The sequence below is a fragment of the Leclercia sp. M50 genome, assembly GCF_037150775.1.
Lineage (GTDB): Bacteria > Pseudomonadota > Gammaproteobacteria > Enterobacterales > Enterobacteriaceae > Enterobacter.
Genome location: NZ_JBBCPK010000077.1, coordinates 1 through 21,768, shown reverse-complemented (window position 1 = coordinate 21,768; position 21,768 = coordinate 1). Strand labels below are relative to the sequence as shown.

Sequence of the window (21,768 nt, the reverse complement as noted above, 5' to 3'; positions counted from 1 at the left end):
TTAATTTATTGATGACAGCCCGGGAGCATGGCTGAGAATGAATATCATTTATTATGGCGGGGTTTTATACAATGATATATTCACGGTGTCAATGAACGATAATAACGTCATGAAATTATTGGATTTCATAGGGGATTTGTAGGCCGGGCAAGCGTAGCGCCGCCCGGCGAAGGGGGGTTAATCTAAATCTGCACCGTTGCTGGCAATCACTTTCTTGTACCACCAGAACGATTTTTTGCGTTTGCGTTCAAGGGTGCCGTTGCCCGCATCATCACGATCGACATAGATAAAGCCGTAGCGCTTGCTCATCTCGCCGGTGGAGGCGGCAACCAGATCGATGCAGCCCCAGCTGGTGTAGCCCATCAGCGGAATGCCATCTTCAATGGCGTCGCCCATCGCGCGGATATGCTCCCGCAGGTAGCTGATGCGGTAGTCGTCGTTAATCTCACCGTTGGCGTCCATCTCATCCTTCGCGCCTAAGCCGTTCTCCACCAGGAAGAGCGGCTTCTGGTAGCGGTCGTACATCATGTTCATGGTAATGCGCAGGCCCAGCGGGTCGATGCCCCAGCCCCACTCGCTGACGTCAATATGCGGGTTACGCAGGGATTTCACGATATTGGCCGCGCTGGTGTTGTTGGCATTCATATCCGCCGAGGCGCAGCGCGAGGCGTAATAGCTGAATGAGACAAAATCGACGGTGTGTGTCAGCAGTGCGTCATCACCCGGATCTTTGACAATCACCACCCCTTTTTCGCGGAACACGCGAGCAGAGTAGGCCGGGTAGCGGCCACGGGCCTGGACGTCGATAAAGAACAGGTTCTCACGATCTTTTTCTAATGCCGTCCACACATCTTCCGGTTTGCAGGAGTAGGGGTAGAAGTTACCGCCCGCCAGCATGCAGCCCACCTGGTTTTGTGGGTTCACCTCGTGGGCAATTTTGGTTGCCAGCGCGCTGGCAACCAGCTCATGGTGGGCGGCCTGATACTTCACCTGATCCTCATTTTCACCTTCCTCAAACACCAGCCCGGCACCGGAGAAGGGGCTGTGCAGCATGATGTTGATCTCGTTGAAGGTGAGCCAGTATTTCACCAGCCCGTTAAATTCTTCGAAGCAGGTGCGGGCGTAGCGGGCGAAAAAATCGACCATCTTGCGGTTGCGCCAGGAGCCATACTCGGTCACCAGATGCATCGGCACGTCAAAGTGGCAGAGGGTTACCAGCGGTTCGATATTGTACTTTTTGCACTCCTCAAACACCGCCCGGTAAAAGGCAATCCCTTCTTTATTAGGCAGCGGTTCGTCGCCGTTCGGATAGAGGCGGCTCCAGGCAATGGAGGTACGGAATACCGTGAAGCCCATCTCGGCCATTAAGGCGATATCTTCTTTATAGCGATGGTAAAAATCGATCGCGTCGTGGCTGGGATAGAACTCGTCGTCACGCAGCGAAAAGCGTTTTTCCTTGCCGACCTTCACCGCCAGGCGGTTTGCGCCGTGGGGGATCATATCGACGGTGGTCAGGCCCTTGCCGCCCTCGCGGTATGCGCCTTCGCTCTGGTTAGCGGCCAGTGCGCCGCCCCATAAAAATCCTTGTGGAAAAACTGACATTCTTACCTCGCTATAAATTTATGCTTGTGCTGCTTTGGCCTGAACCGGTGCGGATTGCAGCGCGCGCGCTTTTTCTGCTTCGTCTTCTACCGGGATATCTTCAAAGCCCAGAATCAGGGTCAGCACGAAAGAGAGCACCACGGCCAGGGCCATGACTCCGAATACCCAGACGATGGACATCGGGTTGGCCGGGTCGAAGAACTGGACGCTGGTAAACAGGCCCGGCGCCGCCATCGAGTGGCTGGCCAGCCCGGCGATCCCGGCCACGGCGCCGCAGATAAAGCCGCTGATCAGGCTCGCAATTAAAGGACGTTTCAGACGAACCGCCACGCCATACAGCGCCGGTTCAGAGATCCCGGCCATGATGGCGGAAGCGGCCGCGGCCAGCGCCGTCTGGCGCAGTTCCGGGTTTTTGGTTTTCCAGGCGACCGCCAGCGACGAACCGCCGAGGGAGAGGTTGGCGCCGATTTCTGACGGCATCACCATCCCCTCTTTGCCCGTTTCGGCAATGGTCTGAATGATGGTAGGCGTAAAGACGCGGTGCATCCCGGTCATTACCAGCAGCGGCCACAGCGCGCCCATGATGGCGACGGAGAGCCAGCCCAGATAGCCGTGAATGGTGTAAACCAGCGCGGAGATGCCGCTACCGATCCAGATCCCCAGCGGCCCAATCAGGACGATGGCGAGCGGGGCGGCAATCAGCACGATCAGCATTGGCTTGAGGAAGTTTTTCGTTACCGCCGGGGTGATTTTGTCCACCCAGCGTTCGATATAGGACAGGCACCAGGTCATCACCAGCGCCGGGATCACCGTATAGGTATATTTCACCGCCGTCACCGGCACAAACGCGAACTCAACGTGCTCGCCCTGCGCCGCTTTCGCCATCAGCTCAATAAAACTCGGGTGGACCAGCACGCCCGCAATGGCGATCGCCAGCGACATGTTGGTTTTGAATTTCACCGCCGCAGAGGCGGCCACCATCAGCGGCAGGAAGAAGAACGCGCCGTCGCCGATTACGGTCAGGATCGTCAGCGTCGGATCGCCTTTGGCCAGCACGCCGCTCATCTCGAGGATCATCGCCAGCAGCTTGACCATCGACCCGCCGATGATCGCCGGGATCAGCGGTGACATGGTGCCGATCAGGGCATCAAGAATGCCCGCGCCAATGCGTTTCAGGGTCAGCTTTTGCGGCCCCTGGGGCGCGGCAGGCTGCATGTCGGCGGGCAGCAGGTTGACCACCTCGCGGTACGCCTGGGAAACGGTATTGCCGATGATCACCTGGCACTGGTTGTCGTTGCGCACGACGCCCAGCACGCCGCTGATGCTTTTCAGCGTCGCGCTGTCGATCAGGCTTTCGTCTTTTGCCACGAAGCGCAGACGGGTCATGCAATGGGTGACCGCGACGATATTCTCTTTGCCGCCGAGCGCGCTGACAACGGCATTCGCCAGCGCAGCATAATTTTTGGCCATCGGGTTGTATCCTGTTTTATCAGTAAGGTACGTCTTCATCGGGGTGAGCGATGAAACTTATATAGGAAACCGGTTCCACAAAATCATGAAGAGTTTCCTGGAATCTAACAAGATCACGTTTTAGCCATTTTTTAAATTCGTGATGGCGATCACCTGGCGTGTTAAAAAGCGTGTGACAGACGCTGCGACAATTTTCACGCGGTGCAGTACACTGCCGCTCACGGGATTAAGACGGAACAGATGCATGACCACGATGCTGGAAGTGGCGAAGCGGGCAGGGGTCTCGAAAGCGACGGTTTCCCGGGTGCTTTCGGGCAATGGCTACGTGAGCCAGGAGACAAAAGACAAGGTTTTTCAGGCGATTGAAGAGAGCGGGTATCGGCCTAATTTACTGGCGCGTAACCTGGCGACCAAAAGCACGCAAACCCTTGGGCTGGTGGTGACCAACACCCTTTACCACGGGGTCTATTTCAGCGAGCTGCTGTTCCATGCCGCCAGAATGACCGAAGAGAAGGGACGTCAGCTGATCCTCGCCGACGGTAAGCACAGCGCCGATGAGGAGCGCGAGGCGATTCAGTACCTGCTGGATATGCGCTGCGATGCGATCATCATCTACCCGCGTTTTCTCAGCGTTGATGAGATGGACGAGATCATCCAGAAACACGCCCAGCCGGTGATCGTGCTTAACCGCCGCCTGCGTAAAAACAGCAGCCACTGCGTCTGGTCAGATCATAAAGCCTCCAGCCAGGCGGCGGTATCGACCCTTATCGAGCAGGGCCACCGCGATATCGCGTTTATCACCGGATCGCTCGATTCCCCCACCGGCATCGAACGCCTTTCCGGCTACAAAGAGGCCCTTGCTGCGCACCGCATTCCGCTACGCGAGTCGCTGATTGTCGAGGGTAAATGGCACCCGGCCAGCGGCGCGGCAGGGGTGGCGACGCTGCTGGCGCGCGGCGAGCATTTTACCGCGCTGGTGGCGAGCAATGACGACATGGCGATCGGCGCCATCAAGCAGCTTCACGACAGTGGGGTCGCCGTGCCGGAGGCGGTGTCGGTAGTGGGTTTCGATGACATTGCGATGGCGCCCTACGTGGTACCCTCCCTCTCCAGCGTGCGCGTACCGGTGACAGAGATGGTGAAAGAGACCATCAGCCGTCTGATCTTTATGCTCGATGGTGGGGATTTCACTTTCCGGCAGACCTTCGCCGGAGAGTTGATGCTGCGTGATTCCGTCATCCCCGGCCCGCACCACTGATTTACAGAGCAGCCAGGCACGAGTAAAGCCGAGTCGACCGCCCGCGGTCAGCGCCATATCCTGCACGTTTACCAGGGCGTTGAGCGGTAATGGGCTGAGACAGCGCCAGCGAAAAAAGAGGTTCATGCTTCCTGACCTGTCTGAACCAGGCGGCAAGCCAGGTTATTTCCTGGGTGAAGTTTGCCATGTGTCGTCTCCGGTGAAGGAGTAGCGCAACAGTGTAGGCCGGAAAACAGGCTTAAAACCTGACGCGGCTTCATCGCTGTTCCGCATTAAAAAAGCCCCGGGCACCGGGGCTGCGAAAGGCAAAATCTGACAAGCATACAACGAGTAGAACAAGAGTTTGAGGGTTAAACGGGTAATGCTTTCAGTAGGGCGAAGGCCTCCTTCATTCGATCTTCGCTGACCACAAAGGCGCGCAGATTGCCCTCGTTGTCGGCCCCTTTCGCCACCATCCCCTGGGCTTCGATGGCGATCTGCCAGTTCAAATCCTGGCGCTGGGTTTCGCCTGCCAGGTGCAGCGGCAGTTCCGGCGTTTTGACCTTCACCAGCATCGCAGGCAGTTTCAGTGGCGTACTGGCCCCGAGCAGATTCTTCGCCAGATACATGGCGCTTAACTGGATCGGCTGCAGGAACGGCAGCACCTGACCGTTAATTTCGGCGCAGTCGCCCAGAGCATAAATATCGGGCCGGGTGGTTTGCAGATAGCTGTCGACCTTTACCCCGCGATCTGTTTCTGCACCGGCCCGCTGTGCCAGCCCGATTTCCGGGCGCAGGCCGGTGGCGGCAATCACCACATCGACTTCAAGGCAGCGATCCCGATCCAGCAGGGCGCAGATCCCGGTATCGGTTTGGGTCAGGCTTTGCAGCTGGGATTTCAGCAGCAGATGCACCCCCATATCGGTCAGCCGGTGTTGTAAGCGACTGCTTACTTCGGCGGGCATCAGCGCTGAGAGAATGCTGGCGGAATGGTCAACCAGGGTGACCTCTTTCCCGGCCCGGCAAAAATCCATCGCCAGTTCGCTGCCGATAAGACCCGCGCCAACAATCATCACCCGTCGGGCGTCACGCAACGTGCTTTCGCAGGCGCGGTACTCCGTCTGGCTGTTCAGGGTCAGCATCAGCTCGCGGCCTGCAACCGGCGGCACAAAGGCCGAGGCTCCGGTTGCCAGCACCAGTTTGTCATAGGACCACTGCTTGTCTTTCCCTTTGACCACGTGGGCTGCGGCGTCGATGTCGGTGACCCAGGTGTAGGGAAACAGGCGCAGGTTAAACTGTTCGGCAAACTCTCCCGCCGTCTGGCGGGTGAGATCGTCGGCTTGCTGGCGCTGACTGATAACGTGGCTTAAGTCTGGCTTGTTGTACTCATCCATGCTGTCCGCTGCAATAAGCGTCAGCGGGACGTTCGCATCCTGTTTACGGATATTTTTCACCAGCTGGCGGGCGGCGAAGCCCGAGCCGATGATGACGATACCGTGGCTCATTTTGCCTCCGATGCCAGTTCTTCAAATACATCTTTACCAAGGGAACATTCCGGGCAGAGGAAATTGTCCGGCACGTCGCTCCACGGGGTACCTGGCGCGACGTCCTGCAGCGGCTCGCCGAGGGTCGGATCGTAGATCCACTGGCAGACGCTGCACTGCATGCAGGGGCCGAGGTCGGCGGTGGTCTCTTCGACGCTGGCGCTTTCTTCCGCCTGAGCGGCAGGTTTCACGCTGGCTTCAGGCAGCGGAGCGAGCGCCCACTGACGGGCAATATCGCGACCATGCTGACGGCAGACTTCCAGCGCATCGAGATCCGGGCGCCATTTCGCCTTCAGGCTCATCGACATTTCAAAGCCTGCGTCCTGCAGACGGGTGGAGAGACGGTCTACCGCGCCGCCACTCCAGCCGTGAGAGCCGAAGGCGCTGGCACGTTTGTTACGGAAGCGCAGGCCGGTCATCTCTTCCACCAGGCCGGCAATTTTCGGCATCATCACGTTGTTCATGGTGGAGGTACCCACCAGCACGCCTTTTGAGCGGAAGACGTTCGTGAGAATGTCGTTTTTATCGCTGCGGGCGACGTTAAAGATTTTCACCGCCACGTTCGGGTCAACTTCATTAATGCCCTGGGCGATGGCGTCGGCCATCATGCGGGTGTTGTTGGACATGGTGTCGTAGAAAATCGTGATGCGGTCTTCCTGATAATCCGCCGCCCATTTCAGGTACAGCTCGACGATCTGCGTAGGGTTATCACGCCAGACCACACCGTGAGAGGTGGCAATCATATCCACCGGCAGGTTAAAGCCGAGGATCTCGGTGATTTTTGGCGTTACCAGACGGCTGAACGGGGTGAGGATGTTGGCGTAGTAGCGCTGGCACTGCTCAAAGAGTTCGGCCTGATCCACTTCGTCATTGAACAGACGTTCGTCGCAGTAGTGCTGGCCGAAGGCGTCGTTACTGAAGAGCACCGCGTCCCCGGTCATGTAGGTCATCATGCTGTCCGGCCAGTGCAGCATCGGGGTTTCCACGAAGATCAGCTGTTTGCCGTTGCCGATATCCAGAGAGTCGCCGGTTTTCACTACGTTGAAGTTCCACTCCGGATGGTGGTGATGGCCGGTGATGGAGTCGATGGCGTTGGCGGTGCAGTAGATCGGGGTATCCGGGATGCAGGACATCAGCTCGGTCAGCGCCCCGGCGTGGTCCTCTTCCGCATGGTTAATGATGATGTAGTCGATATCGGCCAGGTCGATTTCACTGCGCAGGTTCTGCACGAACTCGCGGCTGAATTTATGATCGACGGTATCGATCAGGACGTTTTTCTCTTCCCGGATGAGATAGCTGTTATAGCTGCTGCCGCGCAGCGTTTTGTACTCCGTTCCGTGAAAATCACGTACTTCCCAGTCACGTTGACCAACCCAATGAATATTGTTTTTAACCAGAATAGACATAGCAACCTCAACTTAATACAGCGCAATTAAATGAAAGATGTCATGCCTATTGCAGGGTGCGTGCCAACTTTTTAAGTTATTAATTTTTAATGGTTTTAAAAATAACCGCACTCTTATGGTAGTCAATTTGACTGTGTCTGGTATAGTCAATATGACACTGTGTATTGTCAAAATGACAACGAGGCGAGAATGAGTTTTTCTGTAGAGGTGCTGGCGAAAATCGCCATTGAATTGCAGAGCGGCATCGGCCATCAGGATCGCTTTCAGCGGCTGATCTCCACCCTGCGCCACGTGCTGGAGTGCGATGCGTCGGCGCTGCTGCGCTACGAAGGGCGGCAGTTTATCCCGCTGGCGATCGACGGGCTGGCGCAGGATGTGCTGGGGCGGCGCTTCACCCTTGAAGGCCATCCGCGGCTGGAGACCATCGCCCGCGCCGGGGATGTGGTGCGCTTCCCGGCCGACAGCGGCCTGCCCGATCCCTACGACGGGTTGATCCCCGGTCAGGAGAGTCTGAAGGTACACGCCTGTATCGGCCTGCCGCTGTTTGCCGGGCAGAACCTGATTGGCGCGCTGACCCTCGATGGCATGTCGCCGGACCAGTTCGACACCTTCAGCGACGAAGAGTTGAGGCTGATTGCCGCCCTGGCCGCCGGGGCGCTGAATAATGCCCTGCTGATTGAGCAGCTCGAGAGCCAGAACACCCTCTCCACCCGCCCGACGGGGTTTGAGCAGGTAAAAAGCACCGAGATGATTGGCCTCTCGCCGGGCATGATGAGCCTGAAAAAAAAGATTGAGATTGTCGCCGCCTCCGACCTGAACGTGCTGATCGAAGGGGAGACCGGCACCGGTAAAGAGCTGGTGGCCAAAGCCATTCATCAGGCTTCTCCCCGGGCGGTGAATCCGCTGGTCTATCTCAACTGCGCCGCGCTGCCGGAAAGCGTGGCGGAGAGCGAGCTCTTTGGTCACGTCAAAGGGGCGTTTACCGGGGCCATCAGCAACCGCAGCGGCAAGTTTGAGATGGCCGATAACGGCACGCTGTTCCTGGATGAGATTGGGGAACTGTCGCTGGCATTGCAGGCCAAGCTGCTGCGCGTGTTGCAGTATGGCGATATCCAGCGCGTGGGTGATGACCGCAGCCTGCGGGTCGACGTGCGGGTGCTGGCCGCCACCAACCGCGATCTGCGCGAAGAGGTGTTAGCCGGGCATTTCCGCGCCGATCTGTACCACCGCCTGAGTGTGTTTCCGCTTTCGGTGCCGCCGCTGCGCGAGCGTGGCGAAGATGTGGTACTGCTGGCAGGCTATTTCTGTGAACAGTGCCGGTTGCGGATGGGGTTATCCCGGGTGGTGCTAAGCCCCGGCGCCCGGGCGCATCTGCTGAGCTACGCCTGGCCGGGCAACGTGCGCGAGCTGGAACATGCCATTCACCGGGCGGTAGTACTGGCCCGGGCGGCGCGGGCAGGGGATGAAGTGGTGATCCACGCGCAGCACTTTGCTCTGCATGATGAGAGCACACCCGTGGTGACGCCGGAGACGCCGCGCGTTGAGAATCAGAACCTGCGTGAGGCGACGGAGGCGTTTCAGCGCCAGATGATTGTCCGGGCGCTGGAGCAGAACAGCCGCAACTGGGCGGCGAGCGCGAGGGCGCTGGAGACGGACGTCGCCAACCTGCACCGGCTGGCGAAACGTCTGGGTCTTAAGGGTTAGAGAATGCCTGCCTGGTAGAAATCCTGCAGGTTGATGGCACCGCACAGGCGGCCATGGCTATCCACCACCGGCGCGGCGGTGATTTTGCGCTTCATCAAGAGCTCTTTGGCTTCAATGGCGCGGCTGTCGGCATTCAGCGTCAGGCCACCGGCGGTCATGGCGTTGCTGACGGCAATCTCCAGTTTGCCGCCGCTCACCAGCCAGCGGCGCAGGTCGCCGTCGGTGAAGACCCCTTTGACCTGCTGGTCATCATCACAGACCGCCACCAGCCCCAGTCCGGTACGGCTCAGCTCCAGCATCGCGTCCATCACGCTGGTATTCAGTTTCACCTGCGGGATAGCCTCGTCGGTGCGCATCAGGTGGTGCACTTTATTCAGCAGGCGTGCTCCCAGGGCGCCTGCCGGGTGCGAGCGGGCAAAATCCTCTTCATTAAACCCGCGGGCCTGCATCACCGCCATCGCCAGCGCATCGCCCATCATCAGCGTGTTGACGGTGCTGGAGGTCGGGGCGAGGTGCATCGGACAGGCTTCGCGCTCCACCGAAATATCCAGCGTAGCGTTGGCGGCCAGCGCCAGCGGCGAGCGGGACTTGCCGGTCATCGCCAGCAGCGCCACCGATTTTTCCTGCAAACGCGGGAGGATCAAATCCAGCTCTTTTGCCGAGCCGGAGTAGGAGATAAAGAGCAGCACGTCGCGGCTCTCAATCATCCCCAGATCGCCGTGCAGGGCTTCAGCAGGGTGGACAAAAAAGGCGGGGGTGCCGGTGCTGGCAAGGGTCGCGGCAATCTTCTTGCCAATATGCCCGGATTTGCCGATGCCCGAGACGATCACCTTCCCGTCGCAGTGAATAATGGTATTGGCTGCGCGAACAAAATCTTCCCCCAGACGGTCCGGCAGGCGGCTGGCCTCCTGCAGTTCCAGCATCAGGGTCTGGCGACCCGCGTTTAACAGAAAATCACTCATCACGCTCTCCGGTTACAATCACGTCGATTCCTTTCTCTTCCAGCGCTTTCTTAAACGCCGGATCGATGCCCGCGTCGGTAATCAGCTTATCGACGCTCTCCAGGCTACAGACAATATTCGGGCTTTTACGGCCAAACTTTGACGAGTCCGCCATCAGGATCACCTCCCTGGCGGCATTGCACATCGCTTTACTGACGCTGAACACTTCATTGAAGGTGGTGACGCCCGCGTTGAGGTCGATGCCGTCGGTGCCCATAAACAGGCGGTCGAAGCTGAAATGGTCGAAGGCGTTCTCCGCAAGCTGGCCGTGAAACGAGGCCGACTTTTTGCGGAAGGTGCCGCCGGGCATCAGGATGGTTTGTTCATTGTCGAATTCGGACAGGGCGTTGACGATATGCAGGCTGTTGGTCATCACCGTGATGTTATTGAAGCGGCTCAGCATTGGCACCATCTGCAGAACCGTGCTGCCCGCATCGAGGATAATGGAGTCGCCGTCATGGATAAATTTTACCGCGGCGTCAGCGATTAACGCCTTCTGATGGGTGTTGATGAGCGTCTTGTGATCGATAGGCGGGTCGGCCTCGTCTTTATTCAGCACCACGCCGCCATAGGTGCGGATCACCGCCCCGGCGTTTTCCAGGATCACCAGATCCTTGCGGATTGTGGTGCCGGTGGTATCAAAGTAGTGGGCCAGATCCTCAACCGAACATTTTCCCTGTTTTTGCAAATGGTCGAGTATGGCCGCCTGCCGCTGGCGGGGTTTCATAGGCGTTGAGTTCCTTAGGTTGCGAAATGATAATTTCGCAAGCTTATAACGTTCACAACGAAATTATCCATGTTTCAATTTAAGCGCTAATGATAGTGCATCCTGACAGAGCGAATCATTGGGAAAGATCACATCGGGCTCTAATTCCTGCAACGCGGTGCCGTTAATCGCTGCAATTTTCACCGGTCGGGCAAAGACCGTCAGCCCACGCATCATCAAGGAGTCACAGACCCGGTGGTTATCATCCAGCGCAATGGCGACAATCACCCGCGGCTTAAAGCGACCGCCGGAGCGGCCCACGCCCACGCGCCCTTTCTGGCAAAGGGCGTCAAAGGCGCGGTTAAAACGATGGATTTGCCAGCCGCCAAGTGCCAGCTGGCACAGCCAGGCGATAACGGCGACGGTGATCAGGGTGGTGACCATGTTTAGCTCCTGTGCTATGGCCGGGCAGCGCTACGCTTGTCCGGCCTGGGGTTCGAGGTTTGTAGGCCCGGTAAGCGAAGCGCCACCGGGCGTTTAGGCTCGATCAGAACATCACCTGTCCACCGGTGACATTGATCGACTGCCCGGTGCAGTAAGAGGCTTTCGGGCTGGCATAAAACAGCAGCATATTCAGTACATCCTGGTAGTCGCAGCCGCGCTTCAGCGGCACTTTATCGATGTAGTATTGCTCCACCTGATCCTCATTAATGCCAAGTTTGGTGGCGTACTGCGGCAGCAGGGACTGGAACATCGGCGATTTCAGCAGGTTGCCGAGCATCAGGGAATGCACGGTAATGCCATATTCCGCCAGATCCAGCGCCAGGGACTGCGTCAGCCCCACGCCGCCGAACTTGGCCGCGCTGTAGCCGGAGTTGTGCTTGCTGCCCACCTTGCCGGATTTGGAGTTGATCTGAATGATGCGCCCGGCAATGCCGTCGCGGATCATCAGGCGCGAGAACTCCCGGGCGCAGAGGAAATAGCCCACCAGGTTCACCTGCAATGAACGGTCGAAATCTCCCAGCTCCACATCGCTGATAAAGGCCGCTTTGGCGATCCCGGCGCTGTAGACCAGCAGATCGGTACGGCCAAAAATCTCGTCCACGCCGCGGGCGAGAGCCAGCACGCTCTGCTCGCTGGTGGCGTCGGCGCCAAATCCCCAGGCCATCCCGTTACCGAATTCGGTGTTGATGGCGTCCGCCACGCGGGCGGCCTTTTCACTCTGGATATCGACTACCGCCACGCGGTAACCCTCTGCGGCAAGCCCACGGCAGAGGAACTCCCCTAAGGTTTGTCCTCCACCAATGACAACGGCAACCTGACTCATATTTCTCTCCTTAATTACGCAACAAATTTTAATGTGCAGCCTGGGGTAACAGCCTGTGGAACCGGGCCCGCCACGTGAACCGTGCCGGGGTACTCCGCCTGGGACTGACCGTCGAAACGCAGGGTGATGTGGCCCAGCTCGCGCAGGTTTTGTTCGGCCACGTCGCCCACGGCGGTGACGGCATAGCGCGTTTCGCCCAGCTCCAGCTCGCTTCCGGCCTTCAGCTCGCCATTGAGCTCGCCGTGGCAGTGGATAAAACAGAACTCCTCAATATCTGCCGGGGCCCCTTCACGAAAGGTGATCAGCATCTGGTCGCTCAGCGCATCCGGGGCGCTCTGGCCGATGCGGGTAATGGTGGTCTGGTAAATCACGGTCATCAGGAATTCCTCTTATTGATAAATAAAGCCGGAGACGAACCAGGCGATCAGCACCGTTGGCGCGCCGGTCAGGAAGCGGCTTACCAGCACCGAAGGGACGCCGACGCGCACGGTCTCCTGGCGTGCTTCAGCCAGCGACAGCCCCACCGGGATAAAGTCACAGGCGGCCTGGGCATTAATGGCGAACAGCGCGGGCAGGGCGAGGTGCGGGGGAATATTGCCCAGCCCAATCTGCACGCCAATCAACACGCCAATAACCTGGGCGATGACCGCGCCGGGGCCGAGGAACGGCGACAGCAGCGGGAAGGAGCAGATCAGCGCCAGGGTCACCAGCCCGAGCGGATGGCTGGCCAGCGGAGCCAGGCCGTGGGCGATCCAGTCCCCCAGCCCGGAGGCCATAATGATGCCGATCAGCGCCGAGACGAAGGCCATGAACGGCAGGATGGTTTTCAGCACCGTATCGATGGTGTCGCGCCCGGACTGGAACAGGACCGCAACCGCAGAACCCATTCCCATACCGACTTTTGCCAGCAGACCGTCGCTCTGCTCGGTGATCTTCTTGCTGGTGTCATATTCGCGCGGCGCGTGCTTTTTGGCTGGTGCAGCCCCGTCTACCAGCGTGATGTTCTCTTCTTTTACGCCTGAGACGTAAATGTCCTCCACGATATGCTGCGCCAGCGGGCCGGATTTCCCCGTCGAATGAATATTGACGGTGGGAATGCGCCGTTTCGGGTAGATGCCGCAGCGCAGGGTGCCGCCGCATTCGATCACCGCCACGCCGATCTCCGCTTCCGGCGGCTCGCCCTCTTTAAAGCCGTCCACCGCTTCCCAGCCGGTGAGTTCGCGCAGCTTGTCGACGATAGCCGGGCGGGTGCCCGCGGTGATGTAGACGATTTTTTTGCCTTCGGTGGCGTCGAACTCCAGCGGGCCGCCCCAGCCCCCCGTGCCTTTTTCAATGCGGATCCGGCTCATGCTGTGGCTCCTTTAAGCTGGACGTTCTGTTCAAGCTGAATGCCCATCTTCTTTTCGAAAATGGCGGTAGTGAGATCGGTCACCCAGCCGCGGAAGAAGTTAGTCACCAGGCCGACCAGCAGGTAGCTCACCGCCAGCGGGCCGAGCGGCAGGCCGAGGGTGGTCAGGCCGCTGGCGATCCCCAGATAGACAAACAGCTCGCCCGGGTTGATATGCGGGAACAGGCCGTTCATGGAGTGGCAGCTGTAGGATGCTGCCGCGTAGTAGCTCGGCTTGTAGCGTTCGGGCATAAAGCGCCCGAGGCTCAGGGTCATGGGGTTACAAAACACAAAGGTGCCAATGCAGGGCAGCAGCAGATAGCGGGAGAGGGGGTTACCTGCGCAGCGCTGGGCCAGCTTTTCAATCCGCTGCTGGCCGATAAAGTTGATCAGCGCATTCATGATCACCAGCAGGCTGATCAGCAGCGGCAGAATGCCGGTGACCATGCTGGTAAAGACCTCGCCACCTTTCTGAAACAGCCCGATAAACCACTCGGCGCCATGGGTGATGGTTTCTATCATTGTTTTCTCCTGTAGGGTATGTTCGCTCTGGCGGAGTAATAATAATCACTTTGAAAGGTTTTAAAGTGTTAAACAGATCTCACAATGAAAGAAAAAGTGATTATTTTGAAAGATAATAGGAAAGGTGACGGCGGCGTGGTGAAGAAGAGACTGAATTTACCTTTAGGCAGCGTAAAGATTTTGCCGGGTGCGTGTGCGCCCCTTCCTTGAGGTGTCCCGGATGCTTTACCATACTTGCCACTTATCGAATTCGTGAATGGATGTGTCATGTTCAAGCGTCGTTACGCAGCGCTACTCCCTGCGCTTATTCTGCTCTCCGCATGCAGTAGTAAACCGAAGACCGAAGAGGTCCAGCAAACGGCAGGCGCCCCTTCCGGCGGCTTCCTGCTGGAGCCTCAGCATAATGTGATGCAGATGGGGGGCGACTTTGCCAATAACCCTGCGGCGGAGCAGTTCATCGACAAAATGGTGAGCAAGCACGGCTTTAACAAAGCCCAGCTACAGGAGATCCTCTCCCAGGCGAAACGTCTGGATTATGTATTGCGACTGATGGATCGTCAGGCGCCGACCACCCAGCCTCCGGCCGGACCGAACGGCGCATGGCTGCGCTATCGCAAGCAGTTTATTACCCCGGATAACGTGCAGAATGGCGTGGCGTTCTGGAATCAGTATCAGGATGCACTGACCCGTGCCCAGCAGGTTTACGGCGTGCCGCCGGAGATCATCGTCGGGATTATCGGCGTGGAGACCCGCTGGGGCCGGGTGATGGGAAAAACCCGCATTCTTGATGCACTGGCGACCCTCTCCTTTAACTACCCGCGCCGGGCGGAATACTTCTCCTCTGAGCTGGAAACCTTCCTGCTGATGGCCCGTGACGAGCAGGACGACCCGCTGGATCTGAAAGGCTCCTTTGCTGGGGCGATGGGCTACGGCCAGTTTATGCCCTCCTCCTATAAGCAGTATGCGGTCGATTTCAATGGGGACGGGCACATCAACCTGTGGGATCCTGAAGATGCCATTGGCAGCGTCGCCAACTACTTTAAAGAGCATGGCTGGACGCCAGGCCAGCCGGTCGCGGTTATGGCTAACGGCCAGGCACCGGGGCTGGAGAACGGCTTTAAAACCCGCTACAGCGCGGCACAGCTGACCTCTGCCGGCCTCACGCCGCAGCAGCCGCTGAACGGCAATCAGCAGGTGAGCCTGCTACGTCTGGATATTGGCACCGGTTATCAGTACTGGTACGGCCTGCCGAACTTCTACACCATCACCCGCTACAACCACAGCACGCACTATGCGATGGCGGTCTGGCAGCTGGGGCTGGCGGTGGCCCAGGCGAGGGCGGCCTCGCCGTTCAGTTAACGCCTGAAAACGTGGGTGGCTTACGCCACTCACGTTTCACTCCTGGCCGGATGGCTACGTTTATTTTTTCTGAATCCCCCTCGTAAAAGCGCCACCTCATCCTCATATCTACCGACTAAAGTGCTATCTTGTGCTGCACGTTTTTATGGAGACAAAACGAGATGACTGACCATGAATTAATGCAGCTCAGTGAGAGGGTAGGGCAGGCGCTGAAACAGCGCGGTGCCACGGTCACCACGGCTGAGTCCTGTACCGGTGGCTGGGTGGCGAAAGCTATCACCGATATCGCGGGCAGTTCCGCCTGGTTTGAACGCGGTTTTGTCACCTACAGTAATGAAGCGAAAGCGCAGATGATTGGGGTTCGTGAGCCCACGCTCATCGAGCACGGCGCGGTGAGTGAACCGGTGGTCATTGAGATGGCGATTGGCGCCCTGCGTGCTGCCCGGGCGGACTATGCTATCTCTATTAGCGGCATCGCCGGGCCGGACGGTGGCAGCGAGGAAAAGCCTGTTGGAACAGTGTGGTTTGGCTTTGCGACGGCCCAAGGGGAGGGGATTACCCGCCGGGAATGCTTTAGCGGCGACCGTGAAAGCGTGCGTCGTCAGGCCACCGTTTATGCGTTAAAAACGCTCTGGCAACATTTTCTACAAAACACTTGATACTGTATGAGCATACAGTATAATTGCTGCAACAGAACAGAAATCCAAGGTGAAGCGCAGTTGTTTCACCCGGCATGAGAGGAAAAAATGGCTATCGACGAAAACAAACAGAAAGCGTTGGCGGCAGCACTGGGCCAGATCGAAAAGCAATTCGGTAAAGGTTCCATCATGCGCCTGGGTGAAGATCGTTCCATGGATGTAGAAACTATCTCCACCGGTTCGCTTTCTCTGGATATTGCACTGGGTGCTGGCGGCCTGCCTATGGGTCGTATCGTAGAGATCTACGGGCCAGAATCCTCCGGTAAAACCACCCTGACCTTACAGGTTGTGGCTGCTGCACAGCGCGAGGGCAAAACCTGTGCCTTTATCGATGCTGAGCACGCGCTGGATCCGGTTTACGCACGTAAACTGGGTGTTGATATCGACAACCTGCTCTGCTCGCAGCCGGATACCGGTGAGCAGGCACTGGAGATCTGTGACGCACTGGCGCGCTCTGGCGCAGTTGACGTAATCATCGTCGACTCCGTAGCGGCGCTGACGCCAAAAGCAGAAATCGAAGGCGAAATCGGTGACTCTCACATGGGCCTCGCGGCACGTATGATGAGCCAGGCGATGCGTAAGCTGGCCGGTAACCTGAAGCAGTCCAACACGCTGCTGATCTTCATCAACCAGATCCGTATGAAGATCGGTGTGATGTTCGGTAACCCGGAAACCACCACCGGTGGTAACGCGCTGAAATTCTACGCCTCCGTGCGTCTGGATATCCGCCGTATCGGTGCCGTTAAAGACGGTGAGAACGTGGTGGGTAGCGAAACGCGTGTGAAAGTGGTTAAGAACAAAATCGCTGCACCGTTCAAACAGGCTGAATTCCAGATCCTCTACGGCGAAGGCATCAACTTCTACGGCGAACTGGTTGACCTCGGCGTGAAAGAGAAGCTGATTGAGAAAGCGGGCGCCTGGTACAGCTACAACGGCGACAAGATTGGTCAGGGTAAAGCGAATGCTATCTCCTGGCTGAAAGAGAACCCGGCAGCAGCGAAAGAGATTGAGAAGAAGGTACGCGATCTGCTTCTCAACAATCAGGATGCTAAGCCAGACTTCACTGCGGATGACGCAGACGTAGAAGAAACCAACGAAGATTTCTAATCACTTGATGTAATAAAAGGGCTGCGATTGCGGCCCTTTTTTGCATTTGTTTTTCAGCAGGTGCTTTATGAGTGAATCATCCCCCCGACGCCCCGCCTGGAACCGTCTGCTTGATCGCGCGGTACGCATACTGAGCGTGCGCGACCATAGCGAACAGGAGCTGCGCCGCAAACTCATGGCGCCGGTCATGAGCAAAAACGGCCCGGAACAAATCGACGCGACCGCGGAAGATTATGACCGCATTATTGCCTGGTGTTACGAGCATAACTATCTGGACGATACCCGCTTCGTCTCTCGCTTTATCGCCAGCCGCAGCCGTAAAGGTTATGGCCCGGCGCGTATCCGCCAGGAGCTTAATCAGAAAGGTATCCCACGGGAAATCACAGAACGCGCGATGCGTGAATGCGAGATTGACTGGTGCGAACTGGCGCGGGAACAGGCGGTGCGAAAATATGGCGAACCGCTGCCGCGTGAATTTTCAGAAAAAGTCAAAATCCAGCGCTTTTTGCTCTACCGCGGTTTCCTGATGGAGGATATACAGGATATCTGGCGTAATTTTACCAATTGAACGCATGCGGGATTTTACTTCCCTCCAAAGAAAACTTATCTTATTCCCACTTTTTACAGTAGCTGGTCCGTCCAACAACGGTTGCGTAGTGGCCCGCTGTGACATTTCGTTAGCTTGATTTCAGGATAATTATGAGCAAGAGCACCGCTGAGATCCGACAGGCGTTTCTCGATTTTTTCCATAGTAAGGGACATCAGGTTGTTGCCAGCAGCTCCCTGGTACCGAACAACGATCCAACTTTACTTTTTACCAACGCCGGGATGAACCAGTTCAAGGATGTCTTCCTTGGTCTCGACAAGCGTAATTATTCCCGCGCGACCACCTCACAGCGTTGTGTACGTGCGGGTGGTAAACATAACGATCTGGAAAACGTCGGTTATACCGCACGTCACCACACCTTCTTCGAGATGCTGGGTAACTTCAGCTTCGGCGACTATTTCAAACATGACGCTATCCAGTACGCATGGGAACTGCTGACCGGTGAAAACTGGTTCAACCTGCCGAAAGAGCGCCTGTGGGTTACCGTCTACGAAACCGACGATGAAGCCTATGAAATCTGGGAAAAAGAGGTGGGTATCCCGCGCGAACGTATTATTCGCATCGGCGATAACAAAGGCGCCCCGTACGCGTCTGACAACTTCTGGCAGATGGGCGATACCGGTCCGTGCGGTCCTTGCACCGAAATCTTCTACGATCACGGCGACCACATCTGGGGCGGCCCTCCGGGTAGCCCAGAAGAAGATGGCGACCGTTACATCGAGATCTGGAACATCGTCTTCATGCAGTTCAACCGTCAGATCGACGGCACCATGGAGCCACTGCCGAAGCCATCCGTAGATACCGGTATGGGTCTGGAGCGTATTGCCGCAGTACTGCAGCACGTTAACTCCAACTACGACATCGATCTGTTCAGCACTCTGATTAAGTCCGTTGCCGACGTGACTGGCGCGACCGACCTGAGCAACAAATCCCTGCGCGTGATTGCCGACCACATCCGCTCCTGTGCATTCCTGATTGCTGACGGCGTGATCCCATCGAATGAAAACCGCGGCTACGTGCTGCGCCGTATCATTCGCCGCGCGATCCGCCACGGCAACATGCTGGGCGCGAAAGATACCTTCTTCTATAAGCTGGTGGGGCCGCTGATTGGCGTTATGGGCGCAGCGGGCGAAGAGCTGAAACGTCAGCAGGCGCAGGTTGAGCAGGTTCTGAAAACCGAAGAAGAGCAGTTTGCCCGTACCCTGGAACGTGGCCTGACCCTGCTGGACGACGAGCTGTCGAAGCTGAAAGGCGACACCCTGGATGGCGAAACCGCCTTCCGTCTGTACGACACCTATGGTTTCCCGGTTGACCTGACGGCTGATGTTTGCCGCGAGCGCAACATCAAAGTTGACGAAGCGGGCTTCGAAGCGGCAATGGAAGAGCAACGCCGTCGTGCGCGTGAGTCCAGCGGTTTCGGCGCCGATTACAACGCCATGATCCGCGTTGATGGCAGCAGCGAATTTGAAGGTTACGAGCATCTGGAAACTAACGGTACAGTCACTGCCCTGTTTGTTGACGGCAAAGCCGTAGAGAGCATCAGCGCGGGCCAGACTGCCGTTGTGGTTCTGGACAAAACGCCATTCTACGCTGAATCAGGCGGCCAGGTGGGTGATAAAGGCGAACTGAACGGCAATGGTTTTAGCTTTGCCGTCAGCGACACGCAGAAATATGGTCAGGCGATCGGCCACCAGGGGACGCTGGCATCCGGCGAACTGAAAGTGGGCGAGGGCGTTCAGGCTATCGTTGACGAAGCGCGCCGCGCACGTATTCGTCTGAACCACTCCGCGACGCACCTGATGCATGCCGCACTGCGCCAGGTTCTGGGTACGCACGTTGCGCAGAAAGGCTCGCTGGTAAATGACAAAGTGCTGCGTTTCGACTTCTCCCATTTCGAAGCGATGAAACCGGCAGAAATTCGCGCGGTGGAAGATCTGGTTAACACCCAGATCCGTCGTAACCTGCCGATCGAAACCAACATCATGGACCTCGAAGCGGCGAAGAACAAAGGCGCGATGGCTCTGTTCGGCGAGAAGTATGACGACCGTGTACGCGTGCTGAGCATGGGTGATTTCTCCACCGAGCTGTGTGGCGGTACCCACGCCAGCCGTACTGGCGACATCGGTCTGTTCCGCATCGTGTCCGAATCGGGTACAGCGGCAGGCGTTCGTCGTATCGAAGCGGTCACCGGTGAAGGCGCGATTGCTAGCCTCCATGCTGAGAGCGATCAGTTGCACGACATCGCGCAGCTGCTGAAGGGCGACAGTCAGAACCTGGGCGAGAAAGTGCGCAGCGTGATGGAACGTACCCGCCAACTGGAAAAAGAACTCCAGCAGCTGAAAGAGCAGGCTGCGGTTGCGGAGAGCGCAAACCTTTCCAGCAAAGCGGTTGAGATTAAAGGCGTTAAACTGCTGGTCAGCGAGCTGACGGGCGTTGAGCCGAAAATGCTTCGTACCATGGTCGACGATCTGAAGAACCAGCTCGGTTCAACGGTTATCGTTCTGGCAACGGTAGCGGAAGGTAAGGTTTCTCTGATTGCGGGCGTATCTAAGGACGTGATCGACCGTGTGAAAGCAGGGGAACTGATTGGTATGGTCGCTCAGCAAGTGGGCGGCAAAGGCGGTGGTCGTCCTGACATGGCGCAAGCCGGTGGTACGGACGCTGCGGCCCTCCCGGCAGCACTGGCCAGTGTAGAAAGCTGGGTAAATTCGAAACTGTAATAATTACAAAGCGTAATCAGACGCCATAACGACACCGTTATGGCGTACTGCGCTCTACGCTATCCATAATGATAAAGTCAGGTTGAGTTTGTGTATATCGGCTAAACTTACGTTTAACAGATTGTGATGCCGTGACTACCTACACATTACGTGTTTGTCATCGCTTACTTTTTGGCGTTATATGATGGATAATGCCGGGATACAAGAGACCCGACTCTTTTAATCTTTCAAGGAGCAAAGAATGCTGATTCTGACTCGTCGAGTTGGTGAGACCCTCATGATTGGGGATGAGGTCACCGTGACAGTTTTAGGGGTAAAGGGTAACCAGGTACGTATTGGTGTGAACGCCCCTAAAGAAGTCTCTGTTCATCGTGAAGAGATCTACCAGCGTATCCAGGCTGAAAAATCCCAGCAGTCAAGTTACTGATATTATCGCGTCTCGCTCTCTGGCGAGACGCACCCCTCCTGACATTCTCCTTCCTTAAAGTTACCGTTCTGTTTCGTTCGCTCTGTTTTTGACCACTCTCATCTCTTTTACTTCGCCAAAATCTACCGTTCTCCATGCAGAAGAGTGTAGAAAGAGGGGCAAAATACGTTTATAAAACACTCTCTTTGCAGGTTTTACGTCCGAATTGCCTGTGAATTGTGCAAACGATAAAAGCTTGTGGAAAATTGTTTGACTTATAAGTCCCAGAAAGTAATATATGCGCCACGCAGCGACGAGAAGCTCTTAGCGAGTTACTCGAAGCACTCGAAAGAGGCGTTGTGTGGTGAGGTGGCCGAGAGGCTGAAGGCGCTCCCCTGCTAAGGGAGTATGCGGTCAAAAGCTGCATCCGGGGTTCGAATCCCCGCCTCACCGCCATTTTGCATCCGTAGCTCAGCTGGATAGAGTACTCGGCTACGAACCGAGCGGTCGGAGGTTCGAATCCTCCCGGATGCACCATCTATTACTTCATATTGCTTTAGAAGTGATATGAATATCGAGCAGTACAGTAGTAAATCCCGATGCATCCGTAGCTCAGCTGGATAGAGTACTCGGCTACGAACCGAGCGGTCGGAGGTTCGAATCCTCCCGGATGCACCATATTCTCCGAGATAACAGCGAAGCTGTTGTTTCAAGGTCTGCGAGTTAATCGCCAGCACCAGGGAGGATAACGTTGCTTCAGCAACGGCCCGAAGGGTGAGGCGCAGCCGAGTAATCCTCCCGGATGCACCATCTTTTATTGCATGTCGATTTCGAAACGATATGTGGTATCGAGTAGTACAGTAGTAAATCCCGATGCATCCGTAGCTCAGCTGGATAGAGTACTCGGCTACGAACCGAGCGGTCGGAGGTTCGAATCCTCCCGGATGCACCATATTCTCCGAGAT

19 protein-coding genes and 4 tRNA genes are annotated in these 21,768 nt (G+C 57.0%); 12 read left to right on the top strand and 11 right to left on the bottom strand.

The features are described 5' to 3' along the window. Positions 1–177 precede the first annotated feature (177 nt). Both WFM46_RS17525 and ascF read right to left on the bottom strand, forming a co-directional pair. Positions 178–1,602 carry a 6-phospho-beta-glucosidase gene (locus WFM46_RS17525; RefSeq protein WP_336998131.1) on the bottom strand — a complete coding sequence of 475 codons (1,425 nt, stop codon included), beginning with the start codon at positions 1,600–1,602 and terminating at the stop codon, positions 178–180. Positions 1,603–1,620: 18 nt separating this feature from the next. Then, complete coding sequence (ascF, locus tag WFM46_RS17520) at positions 1,621–3,072, bottom strand: PTS cellobiose/arbutin/salicin transporter subunit IIBC (RefSeq protein ID WP_180209499.1); 1,452 nt, start codon at positions 3,070–3,072, stop codon at positions 1,621–1,623. Between the two features lie 244 nt (positions 3,073–3,316). Between ascF and WFM46_RS17515 the strand changes: the two genes are divergently transcribed. Further along, entirely contained in the window at positions 3,317–4,330 is a 1,014-nt protein-coding gene (locus WFM46_RS17515) for a LacI family DNA-binding transcriptional regulator (RefSeq protein WP_103180895.1), read from the top strand. Positions 4,331–4,680: 350 nt separating this feature from the next. On the opposite strand, the gene norW is transcribed toward WFM46_RS17515, so the two are convergent. Continuing rightward, positions 4,681–5,814 (bottom strand): NADH:flavorubredoxin reductase NorW, encoded by a 1,134-nt coding sequence (norW, locus tag WFM46_RS17510; protein ID WP_103180893.1) that lies wholly within the window; start codon positions 5,812–5,814, stop codon positions 4,681–4,683. Further along, positions 5,811–7,259 carry an anaerobic nitric oxide reductase flavorubredoxin gene (norV, locus tag WFM46_RS17505; RefSeq protein WP_159339784.1) on the bottom strand — a complete coding sequence of 483 codons (1,449 nt, stop codon included), beginning with the start codon at positions 7,257–7,259 and terminating at the stop codon, positions 5,811–5,813. Before norV ends, norW begins: the two co-directional genes overlap by 4 nt. Positions 7,260–7,448: 189 nt before the next feature. On the opposite strand from norV, the gene norR reads away from it, so the two are divergent. Beyond that, positions 7,449–8,963 (top strand): nitric oxide reductase transcriptional regulator NorR, encoded by a 1,515-nt coding sequence (gene norR / locus WFM46_RS17500; protein WP_336998130.1) that lies wholly within the window; start codon positions 7,449–7,451, stop codon positions 8,961–8,963. Here norR and gutQ read toward each other — a convergent pair. The 7 genes from gutQ to srlA all read right to left on the bottom strand — a co-directional run bounded on the left by gutQ (position 8,960) and on the right by srlA (position 13,906). Further along, positions 8,960–9,925, bottom strand: a complete 966-nt coding sequence (gutQ, locus tag WFM46_RS17495; RefSeq protein ID WP_114385874.1) for an arabinose-5-phosphate isomerase GutQ — start codon at positions 9,923–9,925, stop codon at positions 8,960–8,962. The genes norR and gutQ overlap by 4 nt on opposite strands. After that, on the bottom strand, positions 9,918–10,691 hold the full coding sequence (gene srlR / locus WFM46_RS17490; protein ID WP_103180889.1) for a glucitol operon DNA-binding transcriptional repressor SrlR: 774 nt from the start codon (positions 10,689–10,691) through the stop codon (positions 9,918–9,920). Before srlR ends, gutQ begins: the two co-directional genes overlap by 8 nt. 63 nt (positions 10,692–10,754) lie before the next feature. After that, positions 10,755–11,114, bottom strand: a complete 360-nt coding sequence (gene gutM, locus WFM46_RS17485) for a transcriptional regulator GutM (protein WP_103180888.1) — start codon at positions 11,112–11,114, stop codon at positions 10,755–10,757. Positions 11,115–11,217: 103 nt separating this feature from the next. Next, positions 11,218–11,997 (bottom strand): sorbitol-6-phosphate dehydrogenase, encoded by a 780-nt coding sequence (srlD, locus tag WFM46_RS17480; protein WP_103180887.1) that lies wholly within the window; start codon positions 11,995–11,997, stop codon positions 11,218–11,220. 14 nt (positions 11,998–12,011) lie between these two features. Next, positions 12,012–12,374, bottom strand: coding sequence for a PTS glucitol/sorbitol transporter subunit IIA (gene srlB / locus WFM46_RS17475; protein ID WP_336998129.1), 363 nt, complete (start codon positions 12,372–12,374; stop codon positions 12,012–12,014). Between the two features lie 12 nt (positions 12,375–12,386). Continuing rightward, the gene (gene srlE, locus WFM46_RS17470; RefSeq protein WP_336998128.1) at positions 12,387–13,346 is read right to left on the bottom strand and encodes a PTS glucitol/sorbitol transporter subunit IIB; all 960 of its coding nucleotides are present in this window, start codon (positions 13,344–13,346) and stop codon (positions 12,387–12,389) included. Continuing rightward, positions 13,343–13,906, bottom strand: a complete 564-nt coding sequence (gene srlA / locus WFM46_RS17465; RefSeq protein ID WP_180209503.1) for a PTS glucitol/sorbitol transporter subunit IIC — start codon at positions 13,904–13,906, stop codon at positions 13,343–13,345. The genes srlE and srlA overlap by 4 nt, the downstream gene beginning before the upstream one ends. A gap of 267 nt (positions 13,907–14,173) precedes the next feature. Between srlA and mltB the strand changes: the two genes are divergently transcribed. From mltB to WFM46_RS17415, 10 genes are all read left to right on the top strand, one after another. Continuing rightward, a complete protein-coding gene (gene mltB / locus WFM46_RS17460; RefSeq protein ID WP_156655151.1) occupies positions 14,174–15,265 on the top strand; it encodes a lytic murein transglycosylase B in 1,092 nt (363 codons plus the stop codon). Positions 15,266–15,426: 161 nt separating this feature from the next. Continuing rightward, the gene (gene pncC / locus WFM46_RS17455) at positions 15,427–15,924 is read left to right on the top strand and encodes a nicotinamide-nucleotide amidase (RefSeq protein WP_325941556.1); all 498 of its coding nucleotides are present in this window, start codon (positions 15,427–15,429) and stop codon (positions 15,922–15,924) included. Between the two features lie 87 nt (positions 15,925–16,011). Continuing rightward, the gene (gene recA / locus WFM46_RS17450) at positions 16,012–17,070 is read left to right on the top strand and encodes a recombinase RecA (protein ID WP_103180881.1); all 1,059 of its coding nucleotides are present in this window, start codon (positions 16,012–16,014) and stop codon (positions 17,068–17,070) included. A gap of 67 nt (positions 17,071–17,137) precedes the next feature. Then, positions 17,138–17,638: a recombination regulator RecX gene (gene recX / locus WFM46_RS17445; protein WP_336998127.1), complete on the top strand. Its 501-nt coding sequence runs from the start codon at positions 17,138–17,140 to the stop codon at positions 17,636–17,638. 131 nt (positions 17,639–17,769) lie between these two features. Beyond that, positions 17,770–20,397, top strand: a complete 2,628-nt coding sequence (gene alaS, locus WFM46_RS17440; RefSeq protein WP_336998126.1) for an alanine--tRNA ligase — start codon at positions 17,770–17,772, stop codon at positions 20,395–20,397. A 241-nt stretch (positions 20,398–20,638) separates the two neighbouring features. Beyond that, positions 20,639–20,824 carry a carbon storage regulator CsrA gene (csrA, locus tag WFM46_RS17435; RefSeq protein ID WP_000906486.1) on the top strand — a complete coding sequence of 62 codons (186 nt, stop codon included), beginning with the start codon at positions 20,639–20,641 and terminating at the stop codon, positions 20,822–20,824. Between the two features lie 342 nt (positions 20,825–21,166). Next, positions 21,167–21,259, top strand: a tRNA-Ser gene (locus WFM46_RS17430). Positions 21,260–21,263: 4 nt separating this feature from the next. Next, a tRNA-Arg gene (locus WFM46_RS17425) sits at positions 21,264–21,340 on the top strand. 64 nt (positions 21,341–21,404) lie between these two features. Continuing rightward, positions 21,405–21,481: transfer RNA gene (locus WFM46_RS17420), tRNA-Arg, on the top strand. Between the two features lie 197 nt (positions 21,482–21,678). After that, a tRNA-Arg gene (locus tag WFM46_RS17415) sits at positions 21,679–21,755 on the top strand. Positions 21,756–21,768: the final 13 nt, after the last annotated feature.